The sequence below is a fragment of the Parabacteroides caecihominis genome, assembly GCF_023656785.1.
Lineage (GTDB): Bacteria > Bacteroidota > Bacteroidia > Bacteroidales > Tannerellaceae > Parabacteroides > Parabacteroides segnis.
In genome coordinates this window covers 1-21,561 of the sequence record NZ_JAMOKS010000057.1, presented here as the reverse complement: position 1 = coordinate 21,561, position 21,561 = coordinate 1, and the positions used below count along the sequence as shown (strand labels likewise).

At 46.3% G+C, this 21,561-nt stretch carries 16 protein-coding genes and 5 tRNA genes; 15 read left to right on the top strand and 6 right to left on the bottom strand.

From position 1 onward, the window contains the following. Positions 1-81: 81 nt before the first annotated feature. The 4 genes from NBH14_RS27090 (at position 82) to NBH14_RS27075 (ending at position 3,644) form a co-directional block, all read left to right on the top strand. Positions 82-154, top strand: a tRNA-Gly gene (locus NBH14_RS27090). A gap of 50 nt (positions 155-204) precedes the next feature. Then, a tRNA-Leu gene (locus NBH14_RS27085) sits at positions 205-289 on the top strand. Positions 290-292: 3 nt separating this feature from the next. Then, a tRNA-Leu gene (locus NBH14_RS27080) sits at positions 293-376 on the top strand. A 265-nt stretch (positions 377-641) separates the two neighbouring features. Further along, a complete protein-coding gene (locus NBH14_RS27075) occupies positions 642-3,644 on the top strand; it encodes a glycosyl hydrolase (RefSeq protein ID WP_186961849.1) in 3,003 nt (1,000 codons plus the stop codon). Positions 3,645-3,658: 14 nt separating this feature from the next. On the opposite strand, the gene NBH14_RS27070 is transcribed toward NBH14_RS27075, so the two are convergent. Beyond that, positions 3,659-4,177: a TlpA family protein disulfide reductase gene (locus tag NBH14_RS27070; RefSeq protein ID WP_128135310.1), complete on the bottom strand. Its 519-nt coding sequence runs from the start codon at positions 4,175-4,177 to the stop codon at positions 3,659-3,661. Between the two features lie 683 nt (positions 4,178-4,860). On the opposite strand from NBH14_RS27070, the gene NBH14_RS27065 reads away from it, so the two are divergent. From NBH14_RS27065 to NBH14_RS27050, 4 genes are all read left to right on the top strand, one after another. Then, entirely contained in the window at positions 4,861-5,826 is a 966-nt protein-coding gene (locus NBH14_RS27065; protein ID WP_186961848.1) for a helix-turn-helix domain-containing protein, read from the top strand. A gap of 207 nt (positions 5,827-6,033) precedes the next feature. Next, entirely contained in the window at positions 6,034-6,999 is a 966-nt protein-coding gene (locus NBH14_RS27060) for a helix-turn-helix domain-containing protein (RefSeq protein WP_186961847.1), read from the top strand. Positions 7,000-7,201: 202 nt separating this feature from the next. Then, positions 7,202-7,286: transfer RNA gene (locus tag NBH14_RS27055), tRNA-Ser, on the top strand. Positions 7,287-7,355: 69 nt separating this feature from the next. Continuing rightward, positions 7,356-7,443 (top strand) — tRNA-Ser (locus NBH14_RS27050). Between the two features lie 18 nt (positions 7,444-7,461). Here NBH14_RS27050 and NBH14_RS27045 read toward each other — a convergent pair. Continuing rightward, complete coding sequence (locus tag NBH14_RS27045; protein ID WP_186961846.1) at positions 7,462-8,805, bottom strand: MATE family efflux transporter; 1,344 nt, start codon at positions 8,803-8,805, stop codon at positions 7,462-7,464. Between the two features lie 167 nt (positions 8,806-8,972). On the opposite strand from NBH14_RS27045, the gene NBH14_RS27040 reads away from it, so the two are divergent. Beyond that, positions 8,973-10,712, top strand: a complete 1,740-nt coding sequence (locus NBH14_RS27040; protein WP_186961845.1) for a thiamine pyrophosphate-dependent enzyme — start codon at positions 8,973-8,975, stop codon at positions 10,710-10,712. Positions 10,713-10,761: 49 nt separating this feature from the next. After that, positions 10,762-11,571, top strand: coding sequence for an alpha/beta hydrolase (locus tag NBH14_RS27035; RefSeq protein ID WP_186961844.1), 810 nt, complete (start codon positions 10,762-10,764; stop codon positions 11,569-11,571). Positions 11,572-11,670: 99 nt separating this feature from the next. Here NBH14_RS27035 and NBH14_RS27030 read toward each other — a convergent pair whose 3' ends face one another. Further along, the gene (locus NBH14_RS27030; RefSeq protein WP_186961843.1) at positions 11,671-13,338 is read right to left on the bottom strand and encodes a formate--tetrahydrofolate ligase; all 1,668 of its coding nucleotides are present in this window, start codon (positions 13,336-13,338) and stop codon (positions 11,671-11,673) included. Positions 13,339-13,731: 393 nt separating this feature from the next. Here NBH14_RS27030 and NBH14_RS27025 point away from each other — a divergent pair, with 393 nt between their 5' ends. Further along, positions 13,732-14,184 carry a hypothetical protein gene (locus NBH14_RS27025; RefSeq protein WP_186961842.1) on the top strand — a complete coding sequence of 151 codons (453 nt, stop codon included), beginning with the start codon at positions 13,732-13,734 and terminating at the stop codon, positions 14,182-14,184. Positions 14,185-14,261: 77 nt separating this feature from the next. On the opposite strand, the gene NBH14_RS27020 is transcribed toward NBH14_RS27025, so the two are convergent. Then, the gene (locus NBH14_RS27020; protein ID WP_186961841.1) at positions 14,262-14,960 is read right to left on the bottom strand and encodes a precorrin-2 C(20)-methyltransferase; all 699 of its coding nucleotides are present in this window, start codon (positions 14,958-14,960) and stop codon (positions 14,262-14,264) included. 163 nt (positions 14,961-15,123) lie between these two features. Between NBH14_RS27020 and NBH14_RS27015 the strand changes: the two genes are divergently transcribed. The 4 genes from NBH14_RS27015 to NBH14_RS27000 all read left to right on the top strand — a co-directional run bounded on the left by NBH14_RS27015 (position 15,124) and on the right by NBH14_RS27000 (position 19,085). Continuing rightward, positions 15,124-16,284: an ABC transporter substrate-binding protein gene (locus NBH14_RS27015; RefSeq protein WP_186961840.1), complete on the top strand. Its 1,161-nt coding sequence runs from the start codon at positions 15,124-15,126 to the stop codon at positions 16,282-16,284. A gap of 6 nt (positions 16,285-16,290) precedes the next feature. Continuing rightward, entirely contained in the window at positions 16,291-17,328 is a 1,038-nt protein-coding gene (locus NBH14_RS27010) for an iron chelate uptake ABC transporter family permease subunit (protein ID WP_128135304.1), read from the top strand. Positions 17,329-17,330: 2 nt separating this feature from the next. Then, entirely contained in the window at positions 17,331-18,335 is a 1,005-nt protein-coding gene (locus tag NBH14_RS27005) for an ABC transporter ATP-binding protein (protein WP_186961856.1), read from the top strand. 72 nt (positions 18,336-18,407) lie between these two features. After that, the gene (locus NBH14_RS27000) at positions 18,408-19,085 is read left to right on the top strand and encodes a hypothetical protein (protein WP_046146864.1); all 678 of its coding nucleotides are present in this window, start codon (positions 18,408-18,410) and stop codon (positions 19,083-19,085) included. A gap of 6 nt (positions 19,086-19,091) precedes the next feature. Here NBH14_RS27000 and NBH14_RS26995 read toward each other — a convergent pair whose 3' ends face one another. Together NBH14_RS26995 and NBH14_RS26990 are read right to left on the bottom strand one after the other, a co-directional pair. After that, positions 19,092-19,370, bottom strand: coding sequence for an HU family DNA-binding protein (locus tag NBH14_RS26995; RefSeq protein WP_128135302.1), 279 nt, complete (start codon positions 19,368-19,370; stop codon positions 19,092-19,094). 336 nt (positions 19,371-19,706) lie between these two features. After that, positions 19,707-21,245: a fimbrial protein gene (locus NBH14_RS26990; RefSeq protein WP_186961839.1), complete on the bottom strand. Its 1,539-nt coding sequence runs from the start codon at positions 21,243-21,245 to the stop codon at positions 19,707-19,709. Positions 21,246-21,561 lie beyond the last annotated feature (316 nt).

Genomic DNA, 21,561 nt, shown 5'->3' with positions numbered 1-21,561 from the left:
GAGTAAGGAAAAAATAGTGTAAAAAAAGTATCTTCCGGTTTTGGAAAATAAAAAAATACCTCTATCTTTGCACCCGTTATCGCGGAAGTAGCTCAGTTGGTAGAGCATAACCTTGCCAAGGTTAGGGTCGCGGGTTCGAGTCCCGTCTTCCGCTCATAAATAATAAGCGCGGTAAGAGGCCGCCTTTTTTATGTAATGGAAAATGCCCAGGTGGCGGAATTGGTAGACGCGCACGTTTCAGGTGCGTGTGTCGCAAGGCGTGCAGGTTCGAGTCCTGTTCTGGGCACCATTCGCGCAGATGGTGAAATTGGTAGACACGCTACTTTGAGGGGGTAGTGCCGGTTCCGGTGTGTGAGTTCGAGTCTCATTCTGCGCACATTTCGTAAAGAATAGAAATAGATAATTGTCCATGTAATTAGTTAAGAGCATATTGCTTGAAGCTGTTATATGGACAATTTTCATTTAGTATAAACCACATTTACTGCATAATACGTCTTTTGTAGATAAATCCGTAATGATTTATATAAGAACTGTCATTTTTTAGAGATATAAAGTCAAATTTGTAAAAATAAGGCTGATTCGGATTCGATATATTTGCATATCATGAAACATGGATAACAACCTTTTAAATTTGATCGAAGATGAAAAAAGTATTTTGGGGGTTCATAAGTATAAGTCTTTTGTTCTTAGCGGGTTCTTGCCGATTTGATAATTCATATAAAGAAATAGATTCTTTGCGGAAACATTTCGTGACACCGCCCGATGATGCCCGTCCGGGAGTATACTGGTATTTTATGGATGGAAATTTATCCAAAGAAGGAATGACGAAGGATCTGGAGTCAATGAAGAAAGCGGGCATCGGCTCTGTTGTATTTTTGGAGGTGAATGTGGGGATACCCAGGGGGCATGTGGATTTCCTGAGTAAAGAATGGAAAGATTGTTTTAAGCATGCTGTTCAGGAATGTGAACGGTTAGGTATCAGTATGATTTTGGGAATAGGCCCTGGATGGACCGGGAGCGGCGGTCCTTGGGTGAAAGCGGAAGAATCCATGCAGAGCCTGGTATCTTCTGTTACTCATGTAACCGGAGGAGGTAAGCAAACCATTCTTTTGGCAAAGCCGGATCCTATGCCGCCTTATTTCGGTGAATGGGCTTTTACTCCGGAACTGAAAGAAAGATGGCAGGAGTTTTATAAAGATGTAGCGGTTCTGGCTTTTCCCAGAACGGACGAAAAGACTTTTGTTAAGGATGTTCAGGAAAAAGCGTTATATTACCGTGCTCCCTATAGTTCGGTCCCCGGTGTGAAGCAATTCTTGTTCAGGGATAATGATAGTACAGATTTGAATCCGCGTGATATAGTTTCCGTTGATAAGATTGTTGATTTGACAGATCAGCTGGCTAATGGCTCTGTGACCTGGGATGTCCCGACGGGAGAGTGGACAGTTATGAGGGTGGGAGTTCGCAATAACGGTGCTGTAACACGTCCGGCACCACTTCCCGGAGTTGGTTTCGAATGTGATAAAGCGGATACGACAGCCCTGATGGCCCATCTGCGTGTTTTTACAGAAGAGTTATTTTCCCTGTTGGGTGAGCGTGATACGCTTTTACCCGGTGGATTGAAAATTCTGCATATGGATAGTTGGGAGATGGGGGCTCAGAACTGGACTCCTAAGTTACGCCAGGAGTTTAAGAAAAGAAGAGGATATGATCCTCAACCTTATTATCCCGTTTATGCCGGCTATATTGTAGGAAATAAACAGATCAGTGAACGCTTTTTGTGGGATCTGCGGCAGACTATGCAGGAGTTAATGCTTGAAAACCATTCTTTGTTTGTAAAGGCTTATGCACATAAGCATGGTATGAGGCTTTCGATAGAGCCTTATGACATGAATCCCATGCAGGACCTGGAGTTGGGGGCTTCAGCCGATATACCGATGTGTGAGTTTTGGAGTCCCGGAGGATATAATACTTCTTTCAGCGCTGTAGAGGGGAGTTCTTTGGCTAATATAAAGGGGCAGACGGTGGTCCCTTCGGAAGCCTTTACCGCTGCCGGAGATGGTTGGAAGCAACATCCGGCCTCGATGAAAGATCAGACGGACTGGGCTTTTGCGGCCGGAATCAACCGGCTTACTTTCCATACTTTCCAGCATCAGGCTTTGCGGGACGATTTGCGTCCGGGAATGACTATGGGACCCTACGGTGTACATTGGGACCGGAATCAGACCTGGTGGCCTTATGTGGACGGTTACCATCAGTATGTAGCCCGTTGTCAGTATATGATGCAAAAGGGGCAGACGGTTGCCGATGTCCTTTATCTGGCACCGGAAGAGGCTCCGTTCGTCTTCAGGGCACCTAAATCAGCATTGGATGGTGATTTTTTGATTGATAAGCGTGGGCATAATTTTGATGCTTGTCCTCCGAGCCTGTTATATACTGCTTCGGTCGAGAACGGTAAAATAAAGTTTCCGTCCGGAATGCAATACAGTCTTTTGGTCCTTCCTGTTTTTGAAACTATGACACCCCGGCTATTGGAAAAGATAAAATCGTTGGTACAGGAAGGTGCGGTTCTGGTAGGAATACCACCATTGCATGCTCCCGGGTTGACTGATTATCCGGCTTGTGATCAGGAGTTATCAGCAAAGATAACGGAGCTTTGGGGTGGAAAAGAACTTCCGGAAGGGCTTGTCGAGCGTGCTTATGGCAAGGGGCTTGTTTACTGGGGACAGGATATTAAAATAAAAGAAGATAATCTTTATCCGGACTATCAACTGACTTCGGGTCTATTAAGTAAAATGAATCTGGAAGATGATTTCCGGTCGGATGCAGGGAAGGTAAGATATATTCATAAAAAGATAAAGGAACTGGATTTTTATTTCGTTTCTAACCGTACAAAAGAATCGTTGACTACTACCTGTACTTTCCGCGTGGCTGGCAAACAGCCTCAATTGTGGAATCCGGTTAACGGGGAAATCAGAAATTTACCTTCATTTACCGAGGACGGAGTCTGCACCTCCATTGATTTGTCATTTGATGCGAATCAGAGTTTCTTTATTGTTTTTGACGGGAAGCCTCGGCCTGTTCCCGGTATGAAGAATTTCCAGCCATCGAAAGAAATACAGAAACTGGATAACACCTGGCTTGTCTCTTTTGATTCAAAATGGGGCGGACCTGGACAGGTTGAATTTACAGAATTGCAGGATTGGAGCCAGTCTTCGGATGATGGAATAAAATATTATTCCGGCACGGCGGTGTATCACCAATCGTTCAACTATTCACAGTCTTTACAGAAGCCGGTTTATCTGGACTTGGGTAAGGTAAAAAATATCGCAAAAGTCTGGTTGAACGGTAAAGACCTCGGTGTAATATGGACAAATCCGTGGGAAGTAGAGATTACGGATGCTATAAAAGAAGGAGATAATGAGCTTCGGATAGAAGTCACGAATCTATGGCCCAACCGACTGATCGGAGATGAACTTAAGCCGTATGACGGGATTGTCAATGGACAATGGCCGGAATGGTTGCTGCATGGTGAAAAAAGACCGGGCGACAGATATACCTTCGCTACATTTACCCATTATACCAAAGATTCTCCTTTATTGGAATCCGGTTTGTTAGGTCCTGTACGGATTGTTATGAAAGAATGATGGTGTGCCTTGCTTTATTTCAATCCTTTAATCTTTTGAATTAGTTCTTTTGCTGAAATATCCAAAGACTCAACAGCCATCCAGACGACTTCGTTATCCGGATTGATAATATATATCCGGGGAATCGTATTGTTGGCGAAGAGGGAGAAAACCTCACCGCGGGTATCCAGGTAGAATGGCATTGTGAATTGATTCTCTTCCCAGTAATTGGAAACAGCTTCGGCTGTTTCTTTCCGGGAAATCGTTACCAGCAGGAATTTGGGATCGTCTTTCAGTTCTTTCCAGACCTCTTCTATAACCGGCAGGACCTGTTTGCAATCCGGACAGTAAGTCCCGAAGAATACCAGTAAGGATTGTTTGCCGATGAACTGTTTGGAGCTGAATGTGTTTCCGGCTGTATCTTCGACTGCAAATGTAGGGATCTGGCTCTTGACATTAATATAATTAATAGTTTCGCTCTCGTCATCCTTTATACAGGAAAAGAGAAGGAGGGTCATAGTGACTATAAATGAAAGAATTTTTGTGATATGCATATATTTATTGTTTTTAGTTTACGAAGATAATGAATGTATTTGAATCCCTGAAAGAAAAGGAGCTGCCGTTTTGTAGATTTCACAACCTGTCGTCAGAACGGACAACCCCTTTTAGCAGCATCCCCTTTTACCGCTGCAATTTTCATTTTATTACCGAGAATGTTTTGGTTATTTGTAACTGATTCGGATTCACATTCCTATGTACATTATATGAGGATGCTGTAATCCTGTCTGAGTTCACATCTTGGGGTCGGTTTAAAGTACAAGTTTTGCCATATTTACAAAAGTAAATGTATGTTTTTTAATTTACTTGTATTTGCCTGATAACAAGTATTATGCTGTAGGCCTGATGTAAAATGGAGAACTGGGTATTTCTCTTTGTTTATAAAAGGTGTTATTGGTGTACGACGGAAAGGAACCGACTGTTTTTGTCTTGCCGAATCGCTTATTTCTCTTTTTTTGCCGGTTTATGCTTTTCTGAATGGCAATTGCCGTAAATCGGTACTTGTTTATTTTATTATTTGATTATGTGTGGATTGGGCGGATATGTAATGTCTGAAAACATCAGAAAAAATGCCGGCTTTATTTCATATCGTCTGGTTTTAGGGAGAATAGATCTTTATATTTGTGATAATAAGCATGAAAGCAGGTGGTAACCAGGCTGGCATGGAAAGGATAAAACTATGAAAAGAGATTTATTGTATGATAATATACTGGATGCTATCAGAGGAAAAATACCCAACCGGGGAATGCTGACGAATACGCTTGCGGATCTGTTAAGTCTGGAAAAAGAAGCGGTATATCGACGGCTGCGCGGTGAAGTGGCTTTTTCTTTCTCTGAGATAGCTGTCATTGCGAGTACGCTTGGGATCTCTCTTGATAACCAGGTGGGGGCCCGGTATGCTCATAGCAGGCCTTTCCAGTTGAGGCTGATTGAATATGTTGACTCCGGTGAGATCGATTATGAGATGTTGGAACATTATATTTATATCCATAACCAGGGAAAAGAGGATAAAAAATCGAAAGCCATGGATTGTTCCGGCGTTTTGCCCCAGTCCCTTTATCTGGCATATAAAAATATATCGCGCTTTTTTCTTTTTAAATGGATCTATCAGAATAAGGACCTTGACAGGAAACTTTGTTTTAAAGACGTTTATCCGACTCAAAGTCTGGAAAAGATACAGGAGAGGAGCGTTGCGGCCGCAAAACTTATCAGCCAGACGTTTTATATATGGGACCCGTTGATCTTTTGTTATCTGGCCAATGATATAAATTATTTTACCAGTGTCAATTTGCTGGGAAAAGAGGATTTGCAGTTGCTGAAAAAAGAACTGTTGCAATTTTTGGATGATATGGAACTGTTGGCAATAAAAGGAAAGTTTGATGATACCGGAAACAGTGTCTATTTTTATATATCGAGTACGAATTTCGACACCAGTTACCGGTGTGTGGAGGTGAAACATTTACGTGTCAGCCTGATAAGAGCCTTTACCCTGAATGCTGTCGTTTCTTTGGACCGTCAGACGTATGAACGGATATCGGGATGGCTCCAGGCTGTGATCCGATCGTCGACAATGATCTCCGTGAGTGGTGCCAGGCAACGTATCTGCTTTTTTGAGAAACAACGTTCCATTATTAAAGCCTTATAGGTTTTGTGAAAAAGGATGTTATAGATTATTAACTGAGAATACGGCTTTTATCAGCAGCCAAGATTCAATGTCTGTTTGTTTTGTTAGCCTTTTTTGGGTTTTAAAAGATGCTTTACCGGATTGTCCGACAGTTAATTTATGGGTTCCTTATTTATCTTTGCATGAAAACTATAGATCCACTAATATCAAGACTTATAATTCTGTAACATGAAAAAAGAACTTTTGTATGATAATTTGCTAAATGCCATCAAAGAGGAATTTCCTCAAAAAACGAATTTAGTAAATGCGCTTGTTGATTTGTTATGTATTGAGAAAGAAGCTGTTTACCGGCGTTTACGGGGAGAGGTCGCTTTTACATTTGCAGAGATCGTCACTATCGCGAATGCATTTGGAATATCATTGGATAACCTGGTCGGTACAGTTACTGCGAAAAGCAGGCCGTTCCAATTGAAATTGGTGGATTTTGTGAATCCGATGGAGACTGATTATGATATGCTGGATCAGTATATCGATATATTAGGTCTGGCTCGTGAAGACGATAGGTCCGAACTGATCGATTGTACGAACATTTTGCCTCAGCAGCTTTATATGAAATATAAATATATTTCGCGGTTTTATCTTTTCAAGTGGCTATACCAATGCGGAACTCCGGGAAAAACAAAACGTTTTGAAGAGATAGAGGTCACCGACCGCTTTCTGGGAATACAGTTGGCCGGGGTAGAAGAAGCACGGCATATCCATAATTCATATTACATACTCGATCCATTGATATTTCATTATCTGGTGAATGATATTCATTATTTTATGAGTATTCATCTGATCGGAAAAGAGGATGTGAAACATCTCAAAGATGAACTGATGGACTTGTTGGATGAAATGGAGAAACTCGCAACACGCGGCTATTTTGAAGAGACCGGGAATAAAGTCTTTATCTATATTTCGAGTGTGAATTTTGATACGAGTTATTGGTGCGTCCAGATAAAAAACTATCATATCAGCCTGATAAAAACATTCATTCTTAGCTCGGTCGCCTCCCTGGATGAGGGGACTTACGAGAAGTTGCGGAAATGGTTGAGGGCCCTGATCCGTTCTTCCATCATGATTTCAGTCAGTGGTGAGAGGCAGAGGATCGCATTTTTTAAAGCACAGCGTGAACTGATTCAAAATTTGTGATCTTTTCTATCTATAAAGAGTATCAGAAACTTACCTGTGAAAAAGGTGGCTTCATGTTGGATATCGTGAAAAAAAGATATAAAAATAAGCATCCAAAATTTGGAGCGTATGAATCTTTTACCTACTTTTGCACCCGTAAACAAGAAACGTCAACTGCTTTGAAAAGCAACCTCTAAAGAGGCGTTGATAATTTTGATTTATTGGAGAGATGGCAGAGTGGTCGATTGCGGCGGTCTTGAAAACCGTTGAACTGAAAGGTTCCTGGGGTTCGAATCCCTATCTCTCCGCAGAAGCAGCATAAAAGCTGCTTTTTTATTATATATGGAGGGCTATATGTTCTCCGGTTCTTCACAAAAGGAGAGATGCTCGAGTGGTTGAAGAGGCACGCCTGGAAAGCGTGTAAACCCCTAAAGGGTTTCGCGGGTTCGAATCCCGCTCTCTCCGCAGTCCGTACTGTAAGTTTTATCTTTTTACCCTTTTTATTTTCTTATATACATAGATGAAGGCCGGAATCAGAAATAGATCCGCAGCCATCCAGGCAGTCGCATCACCGAAGCAAACGGCCATAAATCCAAAAGCAGGTACCGCATAAATACTGACCAGCGTACGGGCAATCATCTCGGATACGCCCGACAGCATAGCCAGATTCGTAAATCCGGCTCCCTGGATTGTATAACGCAGGATGCACAGAACTCCCAGAATCGGAAAAAACGAGCAGGAAATATGCAGGAACTGAACAGCATCATTTATGATTTCCGTCTCGGAAGGATCGACAAAGATCAGCGTCAGTTCGCGTGATGCCAGCATCAGTATAAGGAAAGAAAATGCGGCATAAACAATCATCATCAATCCGCTTGCCTTAATACCCAGCCAGATACGCTCCGGCTTTCCGGCTCCGTAATTCTGTCCGGTATAAGTGGCCATGGCAATACCCAGGCTTTCGAACGGGCAGATAAAGAACGACTTGATGCGCACGGCCGAAGCAAATGCAGCAATGCAGGCCGATCCCAGTGCATTATTGGCACTCTGCAACATAATGCTGCCGATTGCCGTGATGGAAAACTGAAGTCCCATCGGCACACCGATCCACATCAGATTCCCTGCCAGGTTAGACCGGAACTTCCGTTCTTCCCGCGTGCTCCTTAATATTTCAAAGCGGCGATACATATAAATGTAGCAGAGAACGGCCGATATACCTTGTGAAAGAAGCGTAGCAATGGCTGCCCCGGCAACTCCCCATTTGAATGCCAGGATGCAAACCAGATCGAGAATCACATTGAGTATCGTTGAAAAAAGCAGGAACCAGAATGGAGTCTTGCTGTCGCCCAGTGCACGGATGACGCTGGAAAGCAGATTATAGAAAAATGTACACGGAACGCCGATAAAAGTAACCAGCAAATAGAAATAAGCATCCCTGAATATATTCTCCGGCGTCTGCATGATTCTTAAAATATCCCGGCAATAGAGACTTGTAACGACCGCTATAATAACCGACATGACAGCCGCCAGTTGCAGGCTGATGGAAACATACCGTCTCATCGTACTGTAATCCCTGGCGCCGAACTTCTGCGCTACCGGTATGCCGAATCCCGCACAACATCCGTTGCAAAACCCGATGATAAGAAAAATGACGGAAGTACTGGCACCGACAGCCGAGAAAGCATCGATCCCTAAAAACTTGCCAACAATAGCCGCATCGATCAAAGAGTAGGTCTGTTGGAGTAAGTTGGCTAAAAGTACCGGCATCGCAAAGTTGAAGATCAACGGTAATGCAGCGCCGGAGGTCATTTCTTTTGAAGTTCCCATAACTATTTCCCTAAACAATCGCCGCAAAGGTAACGATTTTATATCAAAAAGGACTGGGATACACTTATAAAATCTGCCGATGTTTATTATACCCTGTTTTCAAAACATTTTGCATTCTACCATAGTTCTTTTATAAACAAAACATAAAAGAAAAAGTACATATAATTATGGCAAAGAATGTAGCGGAACAATTAGTCGATACGCTTGAAAAGGCAGGCGTAAAACGTATCTATGCTGTCACGGGAGACAGCTTGAACGAGGTAAACGAAGCAGTGCGTAAAAGCGGAAAGATCAAATGGATCCACGTCCGCCACGAAGAAACAGGCGCTTTTGCCGCCGCCGCCGAAGCGCAATTGAACGGCGAACTGGCCTGCTGTGCGGGAAGCAGCGGCCCCGGGCATGTCCACCTGATCAACGGGTTATATGACGCCCAACGTTCGGGAGCCCCGGTGCTGGCCATCGCATCCACATTGCCGACCCACGAGTTCGGTACGGAATATTTTCAGGAAACCAATACAATCAAATTATTTGAAGATTGCAGTTATTACAACCAGGTCGCAACAACGCCCGAACAGTTCCCCCGCATGTTGCAAGGAGCCATACAGGCCGCCCTTTCTTTTCGCGGAGTAGGAGTGATCGGTCTGCCCGGCGACCTGACTTCGAAGACTGCAACGTCGGACGAATCATCCCAGCAGCCTTTCCCTACCAAACAGCGCGTCTGCCCCTCGGCAGAAGAGATCGACGCATTGGCCGACCTGCTGAACAAAGCGGAAAAAGTAACCATTTTCTGTGGGATAGGAGCGAAAGACGCCCATAAGGAACTGGTCGAATTATCCCGGCGCCTGAATGCCCCGGTGGCATATTCTTTCAAAAGTAAAATGGAAATCCAGTACGATAACCCGAACGAAGTAGGTATGACCGGCCTGTTGGGAATGCCTTCCGGCTATTACAGCATGCACGAAGCGGAAGTCTTATTGTTGTTGGGTACGGATTTCCCTTACGAAGCCTTTATGCCGCAAAACAATACAATCGTGCAGGTCGATATCAAAGCAAACCGTCTGGGGCGTCGTGCCAAAATAAAGATGGGACTCTGCGGCGATGTGAAAGATACCTTACAGGAACTGCTCCCTTTGGTCCGTCAGAAAACGAATGACAGCTTCCTGCGTGAACAACTGGCCCATTATGACAAGGTAAAGCGAAACCTGCGCTCGGCCGCCGAAGTAAAAGGTAAAGATGAAAAGATCCAACCGGAATATGTCATTTCCATGATCGACGAACTGGCCTCAAAAGATGCCGTCTTTACGGTCGATACGGGCATGACCTGCGTATGGGGCGCCCGTTACCTGCAAGCAACCGGGAAACGGAAGATGCTGGGATCGTTCAACCACGGTTCGATGGCGAATGCTATGCCGCAAGCCATAGGGGCGGCACTGGCTTATCCCGGCCGTCAGGCGGTTGCCCTCTGTGGCGATGGCGGCCTTTCGATGATGCTGGGCGACCTGGCGACGATCGTACAATATAAACTGCCGGTCAAGCTGATCGTCTTCAACAACCGTTCGTTGGGAATGGTCAAACTGGAAATGGAAGTCGCCGGACTGCCGGACTGGCAGACAACGATGCTCAATCCCGACTTTGCCCGCGTTGCCCTCTCGATGGGAATGGCAGGATACAATGTCAGCAATCCGGATGATGTGCTGCCGACGCTGACAAAAGCCTTTGCCTCCGACGGTCCCGTCCTGGTCAATATCATGACCGATCCGAATGCCCTGGCGATGCCTCCGAAGATCGAGTTCACCCAGATGCTCGGATTTGCGCAGACCATGTATAAACTGCTGATGGAAGGCCGTTCAAAAGAAGTAATGGATACGATCGATACAAATCTGAAGCACTGGAAAGAAGTCTTCTAACCAAAAAATGAATATCTTTGCTTTCAACTAATAAATTCTATACAAGATTATGAAAGCAAAGATATTTTTTTTGTCTCTGGTCGCTTTTTTCGCCTTGTCTGTGCAGGCGGCAGTTGTCGATACGATTCATGTACGCAGTGACGCGATGAATAAAGAGGTTCAAACCGTTATCGTCCTGCCGGGAAGCGGAAAGACAAAGGCTCCGGTCATTTATTTACTGCACGGGCATGGAGGAAATGCCAAAACCTGGATCGGTCTGAAACCAAACTTACCCGAGATCGCTGACCAGTATGGAATCATATTTGTTTGTCCGGATGGCAAGAACAGCTGGTATTGGGACAGTCCGGTCAATCCATCTTACCGCTATGAAACTTTTGTCGCTAAGGAGCTGGTCAATTATATCGACGCCAACTACCCGACAATAAAAGACCGCACGGCACGCGCCATCACCGGTCTGAGCATGGGAGGCCACGGTGCCATGTGGCTCTCATTCCGTCATAAGGATATTTTCGGTGCAGCCGGGAGCACAAGCGGCGGTGTTGATATTCGTCCTTTCCCCAATAACTGGAATATGAGTGAATGGCTGGGCAAAGAAAGTGAAAATCAAGAAGTATGGGAGAAACATACGGTCATCAACCAGATTGATCGTTTGAAGAACGGTGATTTAGCTTTGATCTTTGATTGTGGTTACAGTGATTTCTTCTTTGAAGTAAATAACAATTTCCATGAAAAGCTGCTGAAATACAAGATCGACCACGACTTCATTGTCCGCCCGGGTGCGCATAATGGCGACTATTGGCGCAATTCCATTGACTATCAGATCGTATTCTTCAATAAATTTTTCAACAGAAATAAATGATCGATGCGTTGAATCATAATTGATCGGATATGAATATTTGTTTATAGTGATGGAATTAGTTACTCCTGTCACTATAAACAAATAGCTCTTAATTTTCAATTAACTCAACCCTTCGATCAACCCGTTCACGATGTCGATCCGTTTTGCCTGCGGGTCTTTCGGAAGTCCCGGCATACGCATGATCTCACCCATGATGACAACGATCATTTCGGCACCGTTGTTGATGATGATATCGCGCACTTTCAGTTCGAAGTTTTTGGCAACGCCGTAAGCCTTCGGGTCGGAAGAGAATGAATATTGCGTCTTGGCGATACAGATCGGGTAGTGGGAGATACCCAGACTTTCGATCTGTTTGATCTTTTTATCCGCCAATGTCGTATAAGTGACTGAGGCAGCACCGTAGATTTCTTCGGATACCTTTTTGATCTTGTCGCGTACATTGTCTGTATCTTCGTAGATCAGCTTCAACTCGCCCGACGGCTTGTTTTCGATCGTATCTACTACCAGTTTGGCCAGTTCCACGCCACCTTCACCGCCTTCGGCAAATACGCTGTTCATGGCGAAACCTACACCCAGCTCTTTGCAATGTTCGGCAACCAGGGCGATTTCTTCGTCCGTATCGGTTGCATACCGGTTGAAGGTAACGATCACTTCCTGACCGAAACGTTTCATATTGGCCACATGCTTGTCGAGGTTGGCAAAGCCGTTGCGCAGACCTTCGATGTTCTGTTCCTTGATCTGTGATTCGGGAACGCCGCCGTGCAGCTTCAAGCTCTGTGCGGTAGCAACGATAACCGTCAGTTTCGGTTTCAGGCCGGCTTTGCGGCATTTGATGTCGAAGAACTTCTCAGCACCCAGGTCGGCACCGAAACCAGCCTCCGTGATCACATAATCGCCGTAGGTAAGCGCCATCTTTGTCGCGATGATCGAGTTACAGCCGTGGGCGATGTTGGCGAACGGGCCGCCATGCACGAAAGCAGGGGTATTTTCTGTTGTCTGCACCAGGTTAGGCAGAAGGGCGTCTTTCAGCAGTACGGTGATCGCTCCGGCAACACCCAGGTCGTTGACTGTGAACGGCTGGTCGTCGTTTGTATATCCCAGCAGGATATTCCCGATGCGGCGTTTCAAGTCTTCCAGATCGGTCGCCAGACAAAGGATAGCCATCATTTCGGAAGCCGGCGTGATGTCGAATCCTGTCTCTGTCGGAACACCGTTTGCCGAGCCTCCCAGGCCGGATACGATATTGCGCAGGCTACGGTCGTTTACGTCGAGCACGCGTTTCCATTTAATCTCTTTCAGCCCTTCGCAGGTGTTGCGTGTCTGATAGATATAATTATCCAGCAACGCCGTGATCATGTTGTGGGCAGATGTAACCGCGTGGAAATCGCCGGTGAAATGCAAGTTGATGTTTTCCATCGGCAGTACCTGTGCGTATCCGCCTCCGGCTGCTCCGCCCTTCATACCGAAACACGGACCCAGCGAGGGTTCACGCAGGGCGGCGACTGCTTTTTTACCTATCTTGTTCAGGCCCAGGGCAAGACCGATAGATACGGTTGTTTTACCGATACCTGCTTTGGTAGGCGTGATGGCCGTTACCAGGATCAGGTTATGTTCTTTGATTTTCTCTTCATCGATCAGGTGAAGGGGCACTTTGGCGATATACCGACCATAGTTTTGTACTTCTTCGCGCGGAATACCCAAACCTGTGGCAACTTCCTTTATTTTACGAAGGGAGACTTCTCTTGCAATTTCTATATCCGATTTCATGTGCTTATGTAAGTTTAAAGAGGCAACAAAAGTATACTATTTTTAATTAAATAACAAAATGATAGAATGAAAGGTTGTTACACCTGATAACTGCATAAAATTGGTGTTATATTGATAAAAGTCACAAAAAGGAGGTTGGTGATGATTCTTTGTTAAGTGAAGTGCGCGTTTTTCAACTTATTTGTAATCTTCGGTTGGCAAAAACAGTGCATTTCGACAGTTTTTGTATTAAAGAACTTTAAAATATAGATAAAGGGTTGTGGTGTATGATAATTTGCCTAATTTTGTGACATCACAATGACAAAATGAAACTAACAGCAAGTTTAGAGTGATAAAAAGAAAGTAAATAACAATTTTAAAAACTTCGGTTTATGTAATTAAGGAGATTTGATTATGGCAACAATGAGATTTAGTTTGGCAGGCGTCGTTTCAAGAGAAACAGAGACAGGATCATGGGTTAGAACAATTGCAGATTGTTTGGGTATTCGAATGTTTTCGAAGATGGGTTCTTCGGAGAGTATGAATAATGTCGGTTGGGATACCACCAAGCAGAAGGAAATCCAGGATCTTCATCATTATGCCATCAGCAACTTGATCCCCAGGGCCGGAGTCTATCAGATGAAGTTACTTGAATCGTTGGCACAATCTGCTTCCATCTATTCACCGGAAGAGGCTGAGACTCTTTATACTGAAACGAATAAAAAGATTGAAGAGATCAGCAGTCACATTTCAGGAGTATTAGTGAGTGCACGTGAGTTGTGCAAGTCGGGGCATCAGAACTGGGAGTCTGTTCAGTCGCTTCGCTACCATATGAACCGTCTGAACGGTATCATAGAATCCGTATAGTTTTTGCGATACAATAATTGGGATAGTAATTTTTAAGTTGAGGGTGTAGCAAAAGTTTCTTCTGCTACACCCTTTTTTTATTGTATGATCATCAGTGAGAAATAGGGGAAAGATTTCTCTGCGATGATTTGTCGGTCGGAGGTGTAGTATTCCTTATCCGTTCCTACATTTTCAAAATAATGGAATTGTGTCTGTGGATGCTTGCGGATACATGCATGTACGGCTTCCACGCATTGCGACAGTTTCATAATGACGACCACGTATCCGGCATTTATCTTTTCAGATAATTCTTCCGCGGAAGGAGTGCCGGGGATAACGACAATCTGTTCTTCCTGTTTGACAATGTGCAAGCCGGCCAATGCTCCGGCAGCGATGAAGGCGGGGATTCCGGCAATACGCTGAACGTCGATTCCCGTCTCTATAAACTTGTCATATATATACTGGATGGAAGAATAGAAGCCGGCATCGCCTTCGGCTACGATAACGATCTGTCTGCCTTCCGCATAGTTTGCGGCGGCTTCGTTGTAGAGGGCGTCGTAGGCTTTCCAGGCTTCCGTGCGGTCTTTGCTCATGGGGAGCATGAAGCAGCGGATGGCAGTTTCGTTTATTTCCAGTGCACGTACGATATCGGCGGCACGCGAGAGGATTTCGCCTAGCCTGTTACGGGTGGCGGGGCAGTAGATAATATCTGCTTTCTGAAGTTGTCGGAGACCTTTCACTGTGATAAGTTCCGGCTCTCCGGGACCTAATGATACGAAACTGATCGGGTAAGTCATTTTATTCTCGTTTTTATTTGGGGTGCAAATGTGCTGAAAATAGTGCAAAGTTGCAAACTTCTTATTACTTTTGCGATCGAAATAGGTTCTGTAAAACTCCTGTTCATGGAGTATCTTCCTCGTGGGTTTGGACAGTTTGTGTCGGATAAAAACAAATATGAATATGAACAAGTATTTAGCAGGTTGTTGCCTGGTTGCATTGCTGGCAACGTCGTGTGTATCGAAGGGAAATCGGCAGGAGAAGGAGAGTGTTTCGGCACAGCAGACAGCATCTGCTGATCGTGAGGCGCATATTACGCCACAATATGCCAAAGGTTTTCAACTGTCCTATGCCGACGGTTATATCCTGATGGATATACAAGATCCCCAGAATGAAGAAAGCACCCGTTTCCAATATGCCTTGGTAGAGCGCGGAACGAAGCCGGAAGGTATCCCTGCGGATTATACGGTTATCGAGATCCCTGTGCGTAGTGCCATTTGCATGACTTCGTTGCAGCTATCCAATTTCATCAAGCTAGGGGCGGAAGATAAAGTGGTCGGCATCACCAGTACCCGTCATCTTTTCAACCAGACTGTCAATAAGCAGCTGAAAGAAGGAAAGACAGCCAAGATCGGTATTGAGGGTAATTTTGATAACGAAGTGATCATGAGCATCAATCCTGACCTGATTCTTATTTCCCCTTTCAAACGGGGCGGATATGAGACAATGAAAGATATCGGCATTCCTTTGATCCCCCATCTGGGATATAAGGAAACGACTCCGCTGGGACAGGCGGAATGGATCAAGTTCGTCGGATTGCTGCTCGGTATGGAGAAAGAGGCGAACGATAAGTTTTCCGCCATAGAAAAACGTTACAATGAACTGAAAGCGCTGACAGCCGAAGGACAGGTGAAGAAACGTCCGATCGTCTTCAGCGGCGAGATACACGGAGGAAACTGGTATGCGGTAGGCGGGAAGAGCTTCCTGGCGCAACTCTTCAAGGATGCCGGTGCTGACTATTTCTTGAAGGACGACGACCGTTCCGGTGGTGTCACGCTCGATTTTGAAACGATATACAACCAGGCTGACGATGCCGATTACTGGCGTATCGTGAACAGCTATCCCGGTACATACAGTTATGAGGCCCTGAAGGAGCAAGACCCGCGTTATGCCGATTTCCGTGCGTTCAGGGAGAAAGGCGTCATCTATTGCAACATGCGGGAGAAGCCTTTTTACGAGAGCATGCCTACCGAGCCGGAGGTCTTGCTAGCCGACCTGTTGCATATTTTCCATCCGGACTTATTGCCGGACCATACACCGGTCTATTATGATTTACTTAAATAAGCGGCGATGAAATACTCGAATACTTTCCTGATGCTTCTGATCGTTGTTACCATCGTTGTCCTGTTGTTTCTGAACCTGGTGCTGGGATCTGTTTCCATCCCGTTGCAGTCGGTCTGGCATATCATTTTCAGTAGCGGCGAAGAGCCTGTCACCTGGCAGAACATTATCTGGAAGTCGCGTTTCCCGCAGGCACTGACGGCTTTGGTTGCCGGTGCCGGATTGTCGATCAGCGGGCTTCAGATGCAGACCGTGTTCCGTAATCCGCTTGCCGGACCTTCCGTATTGGGTATCAGTTCGGGGGCGAGCATGGGGGTTGCCTTTGTCGTCCTGTTGAGCGGCAGCCTGGGAGGTGTGGCGCTCAGCAAGCTGGGGTTCATGGGGGAGATAGCCCTGTCGGTTGCAGCCGTGATCGGTTCTTTGTCCGTGATGGCTTTGATCGTATATGTCTCGCAGAAGGTAAAAGGAAATGTGACGTTGCTGATTATCGGTGTGATGATCGGTTATGTGGCGAATGCCGTGATCGGGGTATTGAAGTTTTTTAGTGTGGAAGAGGATATCCGTGCTTATGTGATCTGGGGGTTGGGAAGTTTTTCCCGTGTCTCGGGTAATCAGATGATGTTGTTTGTGATCATTATGGCGGTGCTGATCCCTCTTTCCTTCCTGCTGATAAAGACGCTGAACCTGATGTTGCTGGGTGACGGATATGCGCGTAACCTGGGATTGAATATAAAACGGGCACGCCTGCTTGTCATTACTTCGGCGGGTGTGTTGACGGCTATCGTCACAGCTTATTGCGGGCCGATCATCTTCCTGGGACTGGCAGTGCCGCATCTTTGCCGCGCCATCTTTCAGACTTCTGACCATCGTGTACTGATGCCGGCTGTCCTTTTTGCCGGTGCCGCCTTGGCGCTTGCCTGCAACCTGATCGCTCGTATGCCTGGCTTTGAAGGAGCCTTGCCGGTCAACTCGGTAACGGCCCTGGTGGGAGCTCCGGTAGTAGCTTCCGTCCTGTTCCGCAAACGTAAGAACGAATTGAACGAATGAGTATGAAAGAGGCAACGATACAGATAAAAGACCTGTCTATCGGTTATCATTCTAAAAGTGATACAAAGCTGGTAGCAAGTCATATAACGACTACTATCTATAGTGGCGAATTAACTTGCCTGCTGGGTGCCAACGGTGTCGGAAAGTCTACTTTATTACGTACATTATCCGCTTTCCAGCCTCGCCTGTCGGGCGAAATAGCACTACTGTCCCGCGATATACAGGACTATAGTGATAAGGAGCTTAGCACTATAGTGGGAGTGGTGCTGACAGATAAGTGTGACATCCGCAACATGTCTGTCCGTGAACTGATCGGCATGGGACGCAGTCCGTACACCGGTTTTTGGGGTCGCTTGGGTAAAGAAGACAGGCGGATCGTGGAAGAGGCGATCGCCATGGTCCGGATCGAGAGCCTCGCCTCGCGCATGGTACACACCCTTTCCGACGGTGAGCGGCAAAAGGTCATGATCGCCAAAGCACTGGCACAGGAAACGCCTGTAATCTTCCTGGATGAGCCGACTGCCTTTCTCGATTTTCCCAGCAAGGTGGAGATCATGCAGCTTTTGCATCATCTTACCCGCACGACCAATAAAACGATCTTTCTTTCTACCCATGACCTTGAACTGGCCCTTCAGATCGCCGATAAGATATGGTTGATGGACAAGGTGAAAGGGATCAGTACCGGTACGCCCGAGGACCTCGCTTTAAGCGGTTATTTGAGCGGTTTCTTTGCCCGCAAAGGGATTGTCTTCGATATGGAAACCGGCCTGTTCCGCATCGACAACCGTTATGACAGGGAAATCCGCCTTACCGGCAGCGGCCAGAAATATGCGATGGTGCGTAAGGCGCTTCTGCGGAACGGGATTCATGCCGGCTGCGAAATAGAATCGGAAAGTCGGATTGATGCGGGAGAGACGGTAGAATCTCCGATCACCCTTTATCTTTCGGGTAATCCGCCGCGGCAGGTCGCTTCTGTAGAAGAACTGCTGATGTGTCTTGAGACTTGACAGAGAATGTTAACGGGATAAACTTTTTTCATTTCGTTTGTTATATAGAGGTAATTCAAAATAGTAAACGTCATGAAAAAGTATTTCTTGTTTGCCTCCCTTTTATTCGCATGGACACTCACCTCCTGCGACAGTGATGATTCTTCCGATATTGAACCGGATGTCCCTTTCTATCAGAATCTCGGTGTTTCCTACGATGTGACTAATAATAAGACAAATGTCGGAGCGAATTTCAATAAGCAGGATAGTGCGGGGATCAACATTAAACTGAATGGCCCGGCTTCCATCCTGTTCAACGGCAAGGACCCCAACTTTGCCAATGTGGGTATTTATTTCTATACGTATTCTTTTAAAGGACTGGAAGATATGACTTTCACCTTTACCCGTGCAAAAGATGAGGTCTATACCAATGTCGCTTCCATAAAAGACGTAAAACCGATCGCTATTCCCGAATCGTTTACATCGGCAAAGGTGAAAGGTACGACCACGTTGACCTGGGAAGGCGATCCGGTTGGTCCGAATGAAGTGGTGGAAGTTACTATCAGTTATGATGGCGGAGTGAACAGCATTTTTAACCGCGACGAGGGCAGCCGTTCCATCAATATCACGTTCAGTAATTCATCACTGCCCGGTAAGGCAACCCTGTCGCTGAGCCGTGCAAAAGTGAGTCCTTTGCAGGAAAGCAACGGGAGTGCCGGCGGGCAGTTGGATGTTTCCTATGTACAGAGTAAGGAGATCAGGCTCGAGTAAGCCGTGTTATTTCCTGTTCAGCCACTGCAACAGCAATTTCCCTGGTTTGAACTTGACGCTGGTGCGGGGAGCGATCTCACAGGTCGTTCCCGTACGCGGATTACGTCCGAGCCGTTTGCTCTGATACCAGGGAGAGAAAGTGCCGATACCTTGCAGGATGATCCCGTTCCCTTCATCCAGTTCCTCTTCCAGTGTTTTTATAAATGCCTCCAGCATCTTTTTGCTTTGGCATTCCGTTGCCCCTGTACGCCGGGCAATTGATTTTATAAGATTTGCTTTGTTCATAATATGATTGGTGTTTTAGTGATGTGTCACTTGGTTTAATATTTCTCAGAAATGAACTACTTGTGCCTCTTTAATGGGGCAAAGCCCCATGCCGCAGGCTCTCTTTTGCCGTCAGTTTCAACTGACGGATAGATAAACCTTCCGGTTTTACCGGATTCCTCTGTGGGTTTCAACCCCTTTATCGGGTATCATATAATGAAAGGGGATAAATCCCACAAAGGAAGAGGCTTTGCCTCCTGTATTTAGAACCGTAGGTTGAAACCAACGGCAAAAGAGAGCCTGCGGCACGAGGCAAGCCTCGTTTACAAGATACCGTAGATAGTTCAATTATTTCTACTACGGAATTGCTGTCACCGTTTGTTGAATATGTAACGTATCGCGTGCGGTGGCATTGGCGGCGTTGCGGATTAACAGTAAGGCAGAACGTTCGGCGGCATCGGCAGCTTCCTGGCCGGTCAGGGTGACGGTGTAGGTGCGTTTGAGGCCGGTGGAGGCTTTTGTATTCGTTGATTCTCCCTGTTGAACGTTGATCCATGCTGCCCCTTCATACCCTTCCGGATAAACTACTTTCGTATCCGTATCGAACGGGCAGACGGCTGTGAAAGTGAAAGAAGCATCCGTACCAGTTGCCGGGTAGGCGACCGTCTTCGTATCCGCAGTGTAACTGCCTCCCGTCCCGCCACAGGTGATCTCTGCCAGTTCCGGCACAACCTTCTGCGTCGGCTTCACGTTGATGGTGTCGACGGCATCCCAGTCGGCTACCTGGATATTGAAGGTGACGTCTGTCTGGTCGGGAGCCGGGTTGATCAGGATCAGGTAACGATGGTTGCGTTCGATCAGGACCGGCTCTTTGTCTTTGTTCACGAACGGGATCACACGGCTGAACGGTGCGTCGCGGAACAGGCCTTTGATCTCGACTGTGGTCGAGGTTGCCGTGTTGTTGTCGTCGTTCTCGCTGGTGTATAGTTCGTGCCAGAGGCGTTGTTCGATGGTTCCGGTGGCCATCTGGTCGTCTATTTCGTCGATGCCGTCGGCTCCGGCCGTACCGGTCTGTGCAAACACGAGGATTTTCTTTGTCCCGCTGTTGTCTATCCAGGCGTAGTCGGTTGTCAGACAGGGAGCGGTCCACGGTTCGGCAGTGGCAGGGATTACGTAGCTTTGCCGTTTGGCGTTCACTATGCGGGCCGATTCGAGCACGAAACCTTCTTCCGGCTTCTCCTTTTTATAAGCCCGGTTGGTGATGTCGATGCGGGCGGCGAGGCGTTGCATCCGGAAACTCATGCCGGTGGTCGTCGACTTGCGGATCATCCCGTGGTTTTCGGCATACATCATCAGGCCGTAGTGACCGTCGTCCTTCGGATTGGCAGAAGGAGTGGAGGGCATGGCGGATGCGTCGCACAGGGCTTCCTGTAGTTTGGCATAGGTATTCTGGTTGTTTGTCTCGTTGAAAGCATCGGTGGCATTGGCAACGGCTACCACCCGGCAGTCGAAGCCCGCCCCTTCACGCAGGATAAAGTCGCAGGTATATTCGCCGTCGGCAGCCTGGGTGATGGTGACGCTGTCTGTTTCCAGCGGGGTAGTGGTGGTGACTTCCGTCATATCGAACACATAACGCTGGAAAGGAACAAATTCCTGATCCGCCTCTTTGGCGGGGTAGACATAGAAGGACAGTTTATTGATCTTCTTCTCTTCGGTAGTCGCGGCAAACGATTCGCCGATGGCACGTGTCGTCGTACCGTTACGGAAAGACAGTTGCAGGCGGGCACCGTCGGCCGGTGTCTCCGTATCTCCCTTTTTCACAATTTCATCCTCCGAACAACTTCCGAGGAAAACACCGGCCAGAAATAAGGCCGGCAGGTATAGATAATGTTTCATAATTCGTCGTTTTATATAAGTTATATATTCACGACGGGGCAAAAAAATCCCCGTCATATGTAATTTATGGCGGGGGATTCGTAGATTTTGTTTATAGAGACGGGAGTAACCAAGTCCCCTTTTGAGAGGGGATAAGGGGTGTGTTAAAGCTAGTTATAGAGCGAAACTATGACACACCCCCTTCCCCCTCTCCAGAGACTGTGTAAAAACATATCTCAAAAAGATCTTTGACATTTTGTATAGTAAATAGAAAGAAAATTAGTTCTGGAAAAAGTTCTTGTTCTCAAATTTTGGCTGAAATCGACCTTGTTGTAGT

Bases quoted from the DNA above. Each gene is read 5' to 3' on its own strand.
- NBH14_RS26990 (WP_186961839.1), bottom strand. From the start codon at position 21,245: ATGAAACATTATCTATACCTGCCGGCCTTATTTCTGGCCGGTGTTTTC.
- NBH14_RS27020 (WP_186961841.1), bottom strand. From the start codon at position 14,960: ATGACTTACCCGATCAGTTTCGTATCATTAGGTCCCGGAGAGCCGGAA.
- NBH14_RS27045 (WP_186961846.1), bottom strand. From the start codon at position 8,805: ATGGGAACTTCAAAAGAAATGACCTCCGGCGCTGCATTACCGTTGATC.
- NBH14_RS27010 (WP_128135304.1), top strand. From the start codon at position 16,291: ATGAAATACTCGAATACTTTCCTGATGCTTCTGATCGTTGTTACCATC.
- NBH14_RS26995 (WP_128135302.1), bottom strand. From the start codon at position 19,370: ATGAACAAAGCAAATCTTATAAAATCAATTGCCCGGCGTACAGGGGCA.
- NBH14_RS27065 (WP_186961848.1), top strand. From the start codon at position 4,861: ATGAAAAGAGATTTATTGTATGATAATATACTGGATGCTATCAGAGGA.
- NBH14_RS27015 (WP_186961840.1), top strand. From the start codon at position 15,124: ATGAACAAGTATTTAGCAGGTTGTTGCCTGGTTGCATTGCTGGCAACG.
- NBH14_RS27030 (WP_186961843.1), bottom strand. From the start codon at position 13,338: ATGAAATCGGATATAGAAATTGCAAGAGAAGTCTCCCTTCGTAAAATA.
- NBH14_RS27025 (WP_186961842.1), top strand. From the start codon at position 13,732: ATGGCAACAATGAGATTTAGTTTGGCAGGCGTCGTTTCAAGAGAAACA.
- NBH14_RS27035 (WP_186961844.1), top strand. From the start codon at position 10,762: ATGAAAGCAAAGATATTTTTTTTGTCTCTGGTCGCTTTTTTCGCCTTG.
- NBH14_RS27000 (WP_046146864.1), top strand. From the start codon at position 18,408: ATGAAAAAGTATTTCTTGTTTGCCTCCCTTTTATTCGCATGGACACTC.
- NBH14_RS27070 (WP_128135310.1), bottom strand. From the start codon at position 4,177: ATGCATATCACAAAAATTCTTTCATTTATAGTCACTATGACCCTCCTT.
- NBH14_RS27075 (WP_186961849.1), top strand. From the start codon at position 642: ATGAAAAAAGTATTTTGGGGGTTCATAAGTATAAGTCTTTTGTTCTTA.
- NBH14_RS27005 (WP_186961856.1), top strand. From the start codon at position 17,331: ATGAAAGAGGCAACGATACAGATAAAAGACCTGTCTATCGGTTATCAT.
- NBH14_RS27060 (WP_186961847.1), top strand. From the start codon at position 6,034: ATGAAAAAAGAACTTTTGTATGATAATTTGCTAAATGCCATCAAAGAG.
- NBH14_RS27040 (WP_186961845.1), top strand. From the start codon at position 8,973: ATGGCAAAGAATGTAGCGGAACAATTAGTCGATACGCTTGAAAAGGCA.